Origin of the sequence: Rhizobium sp. BG4 (assembly GCF_016864575.1) — a bacterium.
In the GTDB taxonomy this organism is placed as follows: domain Bacteria; phylum Pseudomonadota; class Alphaproteobacteria; order Rhizobiales; family Rhizobiaceae; genus Rhizobium.
The window spans coordinates 1,271,294-1,284,466 of sequence record NZ_CP044125.1 but is presented as its reverse complement, the minus strand read 5'-3'; the positions used below and the strand labels follow the sequence as shown (position 1 = coordinate 1,284,466).

The 13,173-nt window shown below is 62.6% G+C and carries 10 protein-coding genes and 3 pseudogenes; 8 read left to right on the top strand and 5 right to left on the bottom strand.

What is annotated here, in order from left to right:
* Window positions 1-45: 45 nt before the first annotated feature.
* Entirely contained in the window at window positions 46-504 is a 459-nt protein-coding gene (locus F2982_RS06740; protein ID WP_025555263.1) for an Lrp/AsnC family transcriptional regulator, read from the bottom strand.
* A gap of 126 nt (window positions 505-630) precedes the next feature.
* Here F2982_RS06740 and F2982_RS06735 point away from each other — a divergent pair, with 126 nt between their 5' ends.
* A complete protein-coding gene (locus F2982_RS06735) occupies window positions 631-1,914 on the top strand; it encodes a cystathionine gamma-synthase family protein (RefSeq protein ID WP_203429621.1) in 1,284 nt (427 codons plus the stop codon).
* A gap of 12 nt (window positions 1,915-1,926) precedes the next feature.
* Here the strand turns inward: F2982_RS06735 and F2982_RS06730 are convergent, their stop codons facing one another.
* The gene (locus tag F2982_RS06730; RefSeq protein ID WP_025555261.1) at window positions 1,927-2,289 is read right to left on the bottom strand and encodes a hypothetical protein; all 363 of its coding nucleotides are present in this window, start codon (window positions 2,287-2,289) and stop codon (window positions 1,927-1,929) included.
* 83 nt (window positions 2,290-2,372) lie between these two features.
* Window positions 2,373-2,792 (bottom strand): hypothetical protein, encoded by a 420-nt coding sequence (locus F2982_RS06725; RefSeq protein ID WP_112713460.1) that lies wholly within the window; start codon window positions 2,790-2,792, stop codon window positions 2,373-2,375.
* A gap of 171 nt (window positions 2,793-2,963) precedes the next feature.
* On the opposite strand from F2982_RS06725, the pseudogene F2982_RS06720 reads away from it, so the two are divergent.
* Window positions 2,964-3,992, top strand: a pseudogene (locus F2982_RS06720) (sensor domain-containing diguanylate cyclase).
* Here F2982_RS06720 and F2982_RS06715 read toward each other — a convergent pair.
* Window positions 3,971-5,395 carry a PLP-dependent aminotransferase family protein gene (locus F2982_RS06715; RefSeq protein ID WP_203429620.1) on the bottom strand — a complete coding sequence of 475 codons (1,425 nt, stop codon included), beginning with the start codon at window positions 5,393-5,395 and terminating at the stop codon, window positions 3,971-3,973. The pseudogene F2982_RS06720 and the gene F2982_RS06715 overlap by 22 nt on opposite strands.
* Before the next feature lie 106 nt (window positions 5,396-5,501).
* Between F2982_RS06715 and F2982_RS06710 the strand changes: the two genes are divergently transcribed.
* Entirely contained in the window at window positions 5,502-6,401 is a 900-nt protein-coding gene (locus F2982_RS06710) for a DMT family transporter (protein ID WP_203429619.1), read from the top strand.
* Here the strand turns inward: F2982_RS06710 and F2982_RS06705 are convergent.
* On the bottom strand, window positions 6,391-6,867 hold the full coding sequence (locus F2982_RS06705; RefSeq protein WP_203429618.1) for a VOC family protein: 477 nt from the start codon (window positions 6,865-6,867) through the stop codon (window positions 6,391-6,393). The two genes, F2982_RS06710 and F2982_RS06705, sit on opposite strands and share 11 nt — an antisense overlap.
* Window positions 6,868-7,056: 189 nt before the next feature.
* Between F2982_RS06705 and F2982_RS06700 the strand changes: the two genes are divergently transcribed.
* The 5 genes and pseudogenes from F2982_RS06700 (at window position 7,057) to F2982_RS06680 (ending at window position 13,030) form a co-directional block, all read left to right on the top strand.
* Entirely contained in the window at window positions 7,057-7,245 is a 189-nt protein-coding gene (locus F2982_RS06700; protein WP_203429617.1) for a hypothetical protein, read from the top strand.
* A gap of 60 nt (window positions 7,246-7,305) precedes the next feature.
* Window positions 7,306-7,608: a hypothetical protein gene (locus F2982_RS06695; protein ID WP_112713450.1), complete on the top strand. Its 303-nt coding sequence runs from the start codon at window positions 7,306-7,308 to the stop codon at window positions 7,606-7,608.
* Between the two features lie 155 nt (window positions 7,609-7,763).
* Window positions 7,764-9,559 (top strand): annotated as a pseudogene (locus F2982_RS06690) (acyl-CoA dehydrogenase C-terminal domain-containing protein).
* A gap of 37 nt (window positions 9,560-9,596) precedes the next feature.
* Window positions 9,597-10,803, top strand: a pseudogene (locus F2982_RS06685) (acetyl-CoA C-acetyltransferase).
* A gap of 13 nt (window positions 10,804-10,816) precedes the next feature.
* Entirely contained in the window at window positions 10,817-13,030 is a 2,214-nt protein-coding gene (locus F2982_RS06680) for an FAD-dependent oxidoreductase (protein WP_203429616.1), read from the top strand.
* Window positions 13,031-13,173 lie beyond the last annotated feature (143 nt).

Here is a 13,173-nt window from a genome sequence, read left to right as displayed (position 1 = left end):
GTGAGAATTTTTTAACACTTGAGGCTTTGTGGGCATTTTTGACGCTCAGGAGCGCCGCGCCTTGATGGTGTTCATCACGAAGCTGGTCTCGATCGTGTCGACGCACTTCAGCTTGGCGATCTTGTCCTTGATGAACCGCTCGTATTGTTCGAGCCCGGCGCTCATCACCTTCAGCACATAGTCCTTCGAGCCGGTGACGAGGTGGCATTCCAGCACTTCGTCCCAGCCGCGCACGGCATCCTCGAACATCCGGATCTCGTCTTCGTGCTGGCGGCTGAGCCGCACCGAGGCGATCGCCGTCATCGTCCAGCCCTCGACGGCCGGGTCGATCATCGCGGTGTAACCCTGGATGACGCCGGTCTCTTCCAGGCGCCGCAGCCGCCGCAAACAAGCCGATGCCGAAAGCCCCACGCGCTCCGCCAATTCGTTGTTGGTGATGCGCGCGTCGGCCGCCAATTCCTTGAGGATACGGCGGTCGATGGTATCGGCAATTTTCTGCGTCACTTTTCGCTGATCTCCGCAAGAAGTTGCTTCCAACAATATCAGGCCGCGCCAAATAGCAAGAACCCGCCGCTGCATCTGATATAATTTGCCGGGCGAAGTCCGTGACATTGTTTGAGGAGACGTTTCATGACCGCGCCGCACCCGTCGAGAACCCATATCGGTAATCACGCCCTGCATCCGGAAACCCAGATGCTGAACTACGGCTATGATCCGGAATTGTCGGAAGGCGCCGTCAAGCCGCCGGTCTTCCTGACCTCGACCTTCGTCTTCAAGTCCGCCGAGGATGGCCGGGATTTCTTCGACTATGTCTCCGGCCGCAAGGAGCCGCCGGAGGGCAAGGGTGCGGGTCTCGTCTATTCCCGCTTCAACCATCCGAACAGCGAGATCGTCGAAGACCGCCTTGCCGTCTATGAGCGCACCGAAAGCTGCGCGCTCTTCTCGTCGGGCATGTCGGCGATCGCCACCACGCTGCTCGCCTTCGTCCGTCCCGGCGATGCCGTCCTGCATTCGCAGCCGCTCTATGGCGGCACGGAAACGCTGCTTGCTAGGACCTTCCTCAATCTCGGCGTCTCCGCCGTCGGCTTTGCCGATGGTGTCAGCGAGAGCTCGGTAAACGCCGCGGCCGAACAGGCGATGGCCAAGGGCCGCGTCTCCGTCATCCTCATCGAAACGCCGGCCAATCCGACCAATAGCCTCGTCGATGTCGCGATGATCCGCCGTGTCGCCGATGCGATCGGCGAAAAGCAGGGCCATACGCCAATCATCGCCTGCGACAACACGTTGCTCGGCCCGGTCTTCCAGCGCCCGATCGAGCATGGCGCCGACATTTCGCTCTATTCGCTGACCAAATATGTCGGCGGCCATTCGGACCTGATCGCCGGCGCCGCACTCGGCCGCAAGGCCGTGATGAAGCAGGTCAAGGCACTGCGTGGGGCGATCGGCACGCAGCTTGATCCGCATTCCTGCTGGATGCTTGGCCGTTCACTGGAAACGCTGCAGATCCGCATGGAGCGCGCCAACAGCAATGCCGAAGCCGTCGCCGGTTTCCTGCGCGAGCATCCGAAGGTCGAGAAGATTCACTATCTGCCCTACAACGATCCGCAGTCCCCGGTCGGCCGCACGTTCACGGCCCAGTGCAGCGGTGCTGGCTCGACCTTCTCCTTCGATATCAGGGGTGGCCAGCCGGCCTCGTTCAAATTCCTGAACGCGCTGAAGATCTTCAAGCTGGCCGTCAGCCTCGGCGGAACGGAATCGCTCGCCTCCCATCCGGCGACGATGACGCATTCGGGCGTGCCGGCAGATGTGCGCCAGCGCATCGGCGTGCTGGAATCAACGATCCGCCTGTCGATCGGGATAGAGCATCCCGACGACCTGATTGCCGATCTCACGCTGGCGCTTGATGAGGCGTAAGGGCGGGCGGCCTCAGGCCGCCGCTGCCTCCCGCACGTCATCCAGCAGGAAATGCACGACGACATATTTCGTCGTGTAGTGCCTGCCGCTGTCCGATGTCTCGTCCGCGGTGCCGCCATCGGCAGGATGCCAGGTATGGTAATGTGGATTGTTGGCGATCAGCGTGATCGCCTTGCCGGCGAATTTGCCGTCGAGGCGGTAGCGCGCCTCGGCGAGCGGCCAGATGCGCTCGTAATCCTGCTGCGAAATCCGCACCCGCAGCGCCTGGCGATGGGTCGCCTCGCCATGCGAGCCGTCTTCGTGCACGGTCGCCGGAATATCCAGCGTCACTTCCTCCGCGCCGTTCAGGATGAAATTGAACTCCTCAGGCCACATCCGTCTCATGAAGTCGCTCCTCCCAAGCTCGTTCTTCGGTTAGCCAACGAAATGTAACGCACCTGTCGCGGGAAGCAACCGCCTTACGAAAGCCAGTCCGGAAAGCTCTGGCCCGGCGTCATCTTGTCCCATGCCTGCGCGGCGATCTTCCAGCCGCTGCTGTCCTTCACCAGCAGCATCATCTCGACATTGCGGCTGCGCTCGCGATTGTTCTCGACGTTCTCACAGGCGGCAACCGCAACGGCAACATTGCCGAAGATGCGGATTTCTCGCGCCGGACAATGTTCGGCAAAGGCGCGCAGCGACGTCTGCGACAGCCCCTCCATGCGCTCCAGGAATTTCCGCGGCGTCTGTGCTCTTGCGGGACGCGCCGAGGCAAATAGCAGGGCATCCGGATGGAAATCCTCCATGAAGCCCTCGGCATCGGGCCCAGTGCCATGCGCCCAGCTAAGACTGGCAAACTGCCGCTCGATCAGATCTGAAATGGCTTGACGGTCGTCCATGCGCTCCTCCGGTTGCAAGCCCGAAATCAGTTTACCAGCTTTCCGCGCCAATGTCCGCTGCCAGACATTGCTGCTGGCAACGCCTTGTTAACATTCGTCAAACTTTGCCCTTGCCCTGACAAATCATGACATCATGTTTTAGCAACGGGTTGCGAACTGACGGAGGTATGAATGGGACAGGTCGTCCGGCTCCCCGCCAATGAAGCAGAACGGCTGCTGGCGGTCCGCGCCTTGAATGCCGTAAGCCGCAGTTCGACGCCGGAGCTTGCGGCTCTCGCCGAGCTGGCGCGTGGCGTCTTCGAAACACCCTTCGCGGCCATCAATATCATTGATGAGGATTGGCAGCGCGTTGCCGGCTAGGCGGGGATGAAGCTCGCCGAGTGCTCGCGCGATCTCTCGATCTGCACCCGTGTCGTCTACGCCAACGATCTCGTCATCGTTCCCGATCTGCAGCGCCATCCCGAATTGTCGGATATGCCTTATGTGACCGGCGACCCGCATTTCCGCTTCTATGCCGGCGCGCCGATCGAGATGGAGGGCAGCCTGGCCGTCGGCGCCTTCTGCATTCTCGATGTGGAACCGCGGGATTTGTCCGATGCCGAGATCGGCAATCTCAGCCGCTTCGCGCTGGTCGCGGGTGCGTTGCTGCGCCTGCAGAAGGCCAACATGGTCATGGGCCTTGCCGAAACCAGCCTGCGCGCCGCGGCAATGACCGATCCGCTGACCGGCTTCTACAATCGCACGGCGCTCGCGAGCCTCGTCGATGGCGAGCTCGAGCGGTCGCTTGCGGCGAGCCAGACCTTCGGCGCCCTCTATCTCGACATGGACGGGTTCAAGGGCATCAATGACCGCCTCGGCCACCATGCCGGCGACGAAGTGTTGCGCGAGGCGGCAAACCGCATCCGCGCCGTCATCCGGGCCGGTGATATTGCCGTGCGCATGGGCGGCGACGAGTTTGCCGTCTTCATCCCCAATCCGCCGAATGCTGCTGCACTTTCATCCGTGGCCGAGCGCCTTGTCGCCGCTTTCCGCGAACCTTTCGAGGTCGACGGCATATCGGTCGGTGCCCGTCTCAGCATCGGCGGAGCGCTGGCGCCACAGGCAGGGAGCAATCGCATCGATCTCCTCAAGGTCGTCGATGCCGCGCTCTATCAGGCAAAGGCCGCGGGCCGCGACCGCTACCTGATCGCCGGCATGTGACGCGCCGCCTTCAGGGCCTTCTCAAGCGCGCGGTAAATGCGCGGATCGCCGGATTGCGCGGCATTGAAGCGCAGGAACCGGCTCCCCTCCGGCGCCGTGCTGAAGGCATTGCCGGGCGCCAGCACGACATTGTCGGCAAGGCAGGACTGAGCGATATCGCCCGCATTGATCCCGTCAGGCAATTGGCACCACAGGAAGATCCCGGATTGCGGCCTGATCCAGGGCGTGATGCCGAGCGGCGCCAGCCGCCCGATCGTCTCGTCCATCGCCTTCGAAAGCCGCACCTTCAGCGTATCGAGATGCTTGCGGTAGCTGCCGTCGGTCAGAAGCAGGAGGATCAGCTCGGCATTCAGCCGGCCGCCGCCGATGCTCGTCACCAGCTTGAGATCGATCAGCGGCTCGACCCATTCCGGCTTGGCCGCGATGAAGCCGCAGCGCACTGAGGTGGAAAGTGTCTTCGAGAAGCTGCCGACATGCACGACCCGTTCCAGGCCGTCGAAGGCGGCAAGGCGCGGGGAGGGCTCATGTTCCAGATCGGCGAAGATGTCGTCCTCGATGATCGTCAGATTGGCCCGTTCCGCGAGCTTCAGCAGCTTGTGCGCGACGACGGCGGAGCAGGTGGCCCCGGTCGGATTGTGAATGGCGGAATTGGTGATGTATAGCCGCGGCTTGTGCTGCTCGATCGCCTGCGCAAAGGCCTCGATATCCGGCCCCTGCGGCGTCATCGGCACGGCGATGGCCTTGGCGCGATTGGCGCGCAGCAATGCATGGAAGTTGAAATAGCAGGGATCGTCGACGATGACCGTATCGCCGGGCTCTATCAGCAACCGGCAGACCAGATCGATCGCCTGCGTGCCGGATTCCGTCAGGATGATGTGGTCGGGGGAGGCGGGAATGCCACGCTCGTTCATCCGCCGGGAAAGCAGTTGCCGCAATGGAAGCTGGCCGAGCGGCGTGCCGTAATTGGCAAGAACGGCATCCTCTCCCCGGGCAATGGTGCGCAATGCCTTTCGGATCGCATCGACCGGCATCCAGCTTTCCGGAAGCCATCCGCATCCGGGCTTCAGGAGATCGGGGCTGTCCTCCAGCGATTGCCGGTAGACCCAGAGCGGATCGATCGCCCGGTCGAGCTTCGGCCCGATCTCCGAAAGCGTCAGCGGCTGCGGCGAGCTCGAGACATAGAAACCGGAGCCTGGGCGAGAGCGGATCAGCCCCTCCGCTGCCAGTCGCTCATAGGCCTCGACGACGGTGGAGGCCGAGACGTGCATGATCTTCGCGAAAGCGCGCACCGATGGCAGGCGCGACCCCGGTACCAGTTCCCGCCCGGCAATCCGCCGGCGGATTTCCGTCATTACGGCACCGATGCGCTTGCCACTGTCCAGGTTTTTGACCGCTTGATCCATCTGTACTGTATCCGTGTCCATAACAGTTTGCGCAAACTGTACCGTACTGTTGCTGGCAATGCCATGCCTTCGGGTTCATAGCGGGCGAGAACAGGAGCATGCGCACATGGACAAGACGGCAGCCGGTTGGCTCAGTGGCTTTATGGGGATTCTCATCTTCAGCGGTTCGCTTCCCGCGACCCGTGTTGCCGTTGCCGGGTTCGACCCGCTGTTCCTCACCGTCGCGCGGGCGGTGATCGCCGGCATTCTGGCAGGTGGCCTGCTGATACTCTTTCGCGAGAAGCGCCCGCTGCGCAGCGATCTCGTCTCGCTCGCGGTCGTTTCTTTCGGCGTCGTCATCGGCTTTCCGCTGCTGACCGCAATCGCGCTGAAGCATATCACCTCGGCCCATTCGACCGTCTTCATCGGTCTCCTGCCGCTGTCTACGGCGATCTTCGGGGTGCTTCGCGGCGGAGAACGGCCGCAGCCGGTCTTCTGGCTGTTCTCCTGCCTCGGCAGCGCCATCGTCGCCGGCTTCGCGCTGGCGCAGGGCGATGGCGCGACATCGGTCGGCGATCTCCTTATGCTCGCGGCGATCGTCGTCTGCGGCTTGGGCTACGCCGAGGGAGCGCGCCTTTCCCGCAAGCTCGGCGGCTGGCAGGTGATCTCCTGGGCGCTCGTCCTGTCGCTGCCGCTGATGCTGGTCCTGTCGGTCGTTGCGATGCCGCAGACCTTGCCTGAAATGAGCAATCCCGCCTGGCTTGGCCTTGGCTATGTGTCGCTGTTCAGCATGCTGATCGGCTTCATCTTCTGGTATCGCGGCCTGGCGCTTGGCGGCATCGCCGGTGTCGGCCAGTTGCAGCTGCTGCAGCCGTTCTTCAGTCTGGTGCTGGCGGCAACACTGCTCAAGGAGAGCGTCAGCTGGAGCATGCTGGCGGCAACGCTGGCCGTGGTTGCCTGCGTCGCCGGCGCGAAGAAATTCGCCAAGGCCGCTCCACCTGTGACTGGCGCCGCACTCAGCCGCTGAAGGCTGCCTGCAGCTCGGCCATGTCGAGCTTCACCATCTGCAGCATCGCTGCCGTCATCCGCCGCGCCTTGGCACGATCCGGATCGGCCATCATCTCGCCGAGCACGCGCGGGGTGATCTGCCAGGAGAGGCCCCAGCGATCTTTCAGCCAGCCGCAGGCTTCCGTCGTTCCGCCATTGCTCAGAAACGCATCCCATATGCGGTCGATCTCGGCCTGGCTGTCGCATTCGACGATGATCGAGAAGGCATGGTTGAAGGCATCGAGCGGTCCTGCCTCAAGCGCCAGATAGTTCTGGTCGCCGAGCCGGAATTCGATCACCTTGCAGCTGCCTTCCGGCCCGCTCGGCGTATCAGCGGGAATGACGGTCGAGCGGATGAAGGTCGAGTCCGGGATTACGGAGACATAGAAATCCACTGCCTGCTGGGCGTCCTTTTCGAACCAGAGATTGTTCGAGATCCGGGTCATGAGAAGTCCTCCTCTGTTGCCTTTTGGGGTTGAACAATCCGAGGACGGTTGAGCGGAGCGCTTCCCGACAATTCCAGCGCGTTTTCCCGCCCTTTGTCTTCTTTCGTACAGAGAGCAAAAAGCCGTGATCGGCAGGAACTGAGGGGTAGTCCTCGGCGTTGATTTGACGCCTTGAAGGAGGGCGGTCCCATGAGCTCGCACGTCGACCCCAAAGTCACATCGCTACAGGATTCCAGAAAAGTCTGGAGTGTCAGCGATTTCGCCCGCAAACAAGGCCTGGATCGCAAGCAGGAGCGCGAGCTTGTCCAGCTCTTCGGCCACTTCGCCACCAAACAGGAACTGATGGCAAATTGCCTGCGCCCGAGGCTCACACGATAGCGTTACAAAGCGCAGCTAGAGTGGGCGGCTCACGAGGGCTGATTCTTGCATAGAAATCTGATGTCCGAAATCCGGCATGCGCAGAAGAACATCTCCGGCATGCATCGCTGGCAGCGGCGCTCGCTCATCCGCAAGATTGTCGACGAGCTTCACACACTGCGCGATGACGAGCTTTCCGAGGGCCTCTTCGATCAGAGCGACAATCTAGACAAGCTGATCTTCAATGCCTGCGCCTCGGTTACGGCACTCGCCGAGACCGACGACGCCTATTTCGGCCTCGTCCTCGAGGAGTTTTCCTCACTGTTGAAAACCATGAGCGACGTCGTTCGCAGAAGCGCCGCGCTGTCGGCCGAACTTCACTGACCTCCAGGCGGAAATCTCCGTCGATCCGCTGTCCGTGATCCTCATCACAAATTCGAGCAAATGCAGAATTTGACGTTTACGCAAACGTCAATATTTTGTAAGACACTCCCATGTGCCGGTCTCGGTCCGGTCTGCGAATTGGAGGAATTCGAACGATGCCAGTCTATAAGGCCCCGGTTAATGACACGCTCTTCGTCCTGAACGACGTGCTGGGTCTGGAGCGCTACAACAATCTCCCGGGCTTTGCGGACGCGACACCTGACATGATCGAGGCGATCCTCGGCGAGGCTGCGAAGGTGGCCGAAGAGGTGCTTTTCCCGCTCAACTATTCAGGCGATCAGGAAGGCTGCAAGCGCGGCGACGACGGCTCGGTCACCACGCCGAAGGGCTTCAAGGCCGCCTATGATGCCTATTGCCAGGGTGGCTGGACCGGGCTCGCCGTGCCGGAAGAATTCGGCGGGCAGGGCCTTCCCTACACGCTGCACGCTGCCGTCGGCGAATATACCTCTGCCGCCAACATGTCGCTGATGATGTATCCGGGCCTGACGCAGGGCGCGATCGCCGCGATCCTCGTCCACGGTTCCGACGAGCAGAAGCAGACCTACCTGCCGAAGATGGTTTCCGGCGAATGGTCCGGCACCATGAACCTGACCGAGCCACATTGCGGCACCGATCTAGGCCTGCTGCGAACCAAGGCCGTGCCTCAGGGCGATGGCAGCTACAAGATCTCCGGCCAGAAGATCTTCATCTCCGCCGGCGAACACGACATGACCGGCAATATCGTCCATCTGGTGCTCGCCCGCATCGAGGGCGCGCCGGAGGGTACCAAGGGCATCTCTCTCTTCATCGTGCCGAAGTTCATGGTCAAGGAAGACGGCATGCCGGGCGACCGCAATGCCGTCTCCTGCGGCGCGATCGAGCACAAGATGGGCATCCACGGCAACGCCACCTGCGTCATGAATTATGACGAGGCGACCGGTTACCTGATCGGTGCCGAAAACCGCGGCCTCAACGCCATGTTCGTGATGATGAACGAAGCCCGCCTCGGTGTCGGCCTGCAGGGCCTGTCGATCTCCGAGATCGCCTATCAGAACGCCGTCAACTATGCCCGCGAGCGCATCCAGGGCCGTTCTCTCTCCGGCCCGAAGGCGCCGGACAAGAAGGCCGACCCGATCATCGTCCATCCGGATATCCGCCGCTCGCTGATGACCATCCGCGCCTTCAACGAGGCCGGCCGCGCCTTCCTGCTGTGGACCGCGCTGAAATCCGATATCGCCCACCGCTCTGCCGATGACAAGGAACGCCAGACGGCCGACGATATCCTCGGCCTTGTCACCCGATCCTGAAGGGCGTGATGACCGACAAGGGCTTCGACCACGCCGTCATGGCCCAGCAGGTCTTCGGCGGCCACGGCTATATCGAAGAACACGGCATGAGCCAGTATGTCCGCGATGCCCGTATCGCCATGATCTACGAAGGCGCCAACGGCATCCAGGCACTCGACCTCGTCGGCCGCAAGCTCGGCCTCAACGGCGGCCGCGCCGTCATGGCGCTCTTCAAGGAGATCGGCGATTTCTGCGAGGAAAACCGCAACGACGAAAAGCTCGCCTTCTTCACCAAGCATCTGAAGAAGGGCTTGAACGACGTGCAGGCGGCGACCATGTGGTTCATGCAGAACGCCATGGCCAAGCCCGACAATGCCGGCGCCGGCTCGACCGACTACATGCACCTCTTCGGCCTCGTCGTTCTCGGCTATATGTGGGCGAAGATGGCGAAGGCTGCCGAAGACGCGCTTGCGAATGGCGATAGCGCCCGTGCCGACTACCTCAAGACCAAGCTCGTCACCGGCAAGTTCTACATGGAGCGCATCATGCCGGAGACGGCATTGCGCAAGGCCCGCATCGAAACCGGCGCCGACACGATGATGGAACTGGCCGCCGAAGCATTCTGAGTTGAACGGCGCCATACGCCGCGAGGGAGAAAAGACGATGACCGACGTATTCATTTACGACCACGTGCGCACGCCGCGCGGCCGCGGCAAGAAGGATGGCTCGTTGCATGAAGTGCCGTCCGTGCGCCTTGCCGCCAAGACGCTGGAAGCGATCCGCGATCGCAACGGGCTGGACACCAACACCGTCGATGACATTATCATGGGTTGCGTCGATCCGGTCATGGATGCCGGTGCGGTGATCCCAAGGCGGCTGCCTTCGAAGCAGGCTATTCTACCCGTGCGCCCGGTATGCAGATCTCCCGTTTCTGCGCTTCGGGCCTCGACGCCGTGAATTTCGCCGCCGGCAAGATCGCCCAGGGTGCAGATGACATCGTGATTGCCGGTGGCGTCGAAAGCATGTCGCGCGTCGGCCTCGGCATGTCCGGCGGCGCCTGGTTCATGGACCCCTCCGTCAACTTCCCGGCCTATTTCATGCCGCAGGGCGTATCGGCCGATCTGATCGCCACGAAATACGGCTTCTCCCGCGACGACGTCGATGCCTATGCCGTCGAAAGCCAGAAGCGCGCCGCCACCGCCTGGGAGAAAGGCTACTTCAAGAACTCCGTCATCCCGGTGAAGGACCAGAATGGCCTCACGATCCTGGCCCACGACGAGCACATGCGCCCCGGCACCGACATGCAGGCGCTGGCTTCGCTGAACCCGTCCTTCCAGATGCCGGGCGAGATGGGCGGCTTCGAAGCTGTCGGCATCCAGGCCCACCCTGAGGTCGAGCGTATCAATTACGTCCACCACGCCGGCAATTCCTCCGGCATCGTCGATGGCGCAGCCGCCGTGCTGCTCGGCTCCAAGGCCGGTGGCGAAAGCCTCGGCAAGAAGCCCGCGGCCGCATCAAGGCCTTCGCCAATATCGGCTCCGACCCGGCGCTGATGCTGACCGGCCCCGTCGACGTCACCGAAAAGCTCCTGAAGCGCACCGGCATGTCGCTCGCCGATATCGATCTCTTCGAGCTCAACGAGGCCTTCGCCGCCGTCGTGCTGCGCTACATGCAGGCCTTCGACATCGACCACGACAAGATCAACGTCAACGGTGGCGCGATCGCCATGGGTCACCCGCTCGGCGCCACCGGTGCCATGATCCTCGGCACAGTGCTGGACGAACTGGAGCGCCGCGATCTGAACACCGCGCTGGTCACGCTCTGCATCGGCGCCGGCATGGGCACGGCAACCGTCATCGAACGCGTCTGAGGGAGGAAAGACCATGACCTACAAGAATTTCACCCTCGCGACCGACGCAGACGGCATTGCGCTCGTCACCTGGGACATGCCCGGTAAGTCGATGAACGTCTTCACCGAAGAGGTGATGGAGGAGCTCAACGCCATCGTTGACGCCACCGTCGCCGACAGCGCCGTGAAGGGCGTGGTGATCACCTCGGGCAAGTCGTCCTTCTCCGGCGGTGCCGATCTGTCGATGATCAAGTCGATGTTCACGCTGTACCAGACCGAGAAAGCCGCCAATCCGGATACGGCCGCCCAGAAGCTGTTCGATCTCGTCGGTCGCATGACCGGCCTGTTCCGCAAGCTTGAAACCTGCGGCAAGCCGTGGGTCTCGGCGATCAACGGCACCTGCATGGGCGGCGCGCTCGAAATGTCGCTCGCCTGCCATGGCCGCATCGCCTCGAATGCCAAGTCGGTCAAGATCGCGCTCCCCGAAGTCAAGGTCGGCATCTTCCCGGGCGCCGGCGGCACGCAGCGTGTCTCGCGCCTCGCCGATGCGCAGTCCGCGCTGCAGATGATGACGACGGGCCAGTCGCTCTCCGCTTCGCGCGCCAAGGCGATGAACCTCGTGCATCAGGTTGTCGAGCCGGATCAGCTGATCCCGGCTGCCAAACAGATGATCAAGGATGGCCTGAAACCGGTCGCTCCCTGGGATGAAAAGGGCTTCAAGGTTCCGGGCGGCGGCATCTGGACGCCGGCTTCCGCGCAGCTCTGGCCGGCCGCACCGGCGATCCTGCGCCGCGAGACGGCAGGTAACTATCCGGGCGCGCTCGCCATCCTGAAATGCGTCTATGAAGGCCTGCAGGTGCCCTTCGATACGGCGCTGAAGATCGAGCAGCGCTATTTCACCCAGGTGCTGCAGACCACCGAAGCCTTCTCGATGATCCGCTCGCTGTTCATCTCGATGCAGGAACTCGGCAAGGGTGCGCGCCGCCCGGCCGGTCAGCCGAAGACCGAGCTGAAGAAGATCGGTGTCGTCGGCGCCGGCTTCATGGGCGCCTCGATCGCCTATGTCTCGGCCGCTGCCGGTCTCGAAGTCACGCTCATCGACCGCGATATCGACGCAGCCAGCAAGGGCAAGGCGACAGGCGAGGGGCTGGCGAAGGATTCCGTCGGCAAGGGCCGGCTGACGCAGGATGAGGCAGCCGCGATCCTCGCCCGCATCACCCCGTCTGCCGATTACGCCGATCTCAAGGATGCCGGCCTCGTCATCGAAGCCGTCTTCGAGGACCGCGACGTCAAGAAGGCCGTGATAGAGGCTGTCGAGGAAGTGCTGCCCGAGGGTGCGATCTTCGCCTCCAACACCTCGACCCTGCCGATCACCGGCCTTGCCAAGAGCTCGAAGCGCCCGGCGGATTTCATCGGCATCCACTTCTTCTCGCCGGTCGAGAAGATGATGCTGACCGAAGTGATCCTCGGCAAGGAAACCGGTGACAAGGCGCTTGCCGTGGCGCTTGACTATGTTGCCGCGATCAAGAAGACGCCGATCGTCGTCAACGACACCCGCGGCTTCTTCGTCAACCGCTGCGTCCTGCGCTACATGGCCGAGAGCTATGACATGCTGATCGAAGGCGTGCCGCCCGTCATGATCGAGAATGCCGCCAAGATGGCCGGCATGCCTGTTGGACCTCTGGCGCTGAACGACGAGGTGGCGATTGACCTGTCGCTGAAGATCCTCAAGGCCACCGTCGCCGATCTGGGCGACAAGGCGATCGACCCGCGCCATATGGAGCTCGTCGCCCGCATGGTCGAGAAGGAAGGCCGCTTCGGCCGCAAGAACACCAAGGGCTTCTACGACTACCCGCCGAAGCCCGCCAAGAAATCGCTCTGGCCTGAACTGAAGACCTTCTATCCGCAGAAGAAGGCCGATGAGGTGGATATCGAGGTGCTGAAGCAGCGCTTCCTCGTCACCATCGCGCTGGAAGCGGCCCGCACCGTCGAGGAAGGCATTGTTACCGATCCGCGCGAGGCCGATGTCGGCTCCATCCTCGGCTTCGGCTTTGCGCCGTACACCGGCGGGGCACTCAGCTATATCGACGGCATGGGCGCCAAGGCCTTCGTCGAACTGGCGGAAAAGCTCGCGGCCTCCTACGGCCCGCACTTCAAGCCGACGCCGCTCCTGAAGGACATGGCCGCCAAGGGCGAAACCTTCTACGGCCGCTTCGATCCCTACCGCGGGCAGAAGGAGGCGGCGTAAGCCGCCTCTGGTTGGCCTGCGACCCACCACCACGCCGTCATGCTCGGGCCTGTCCCGAGCATCTGCAACGGCTGACTGGTGTGTAACGGCAGCCGAAGGGACTCCTTAGATCCTCAGCACAGGGCCGAGGATGACGACCCGTG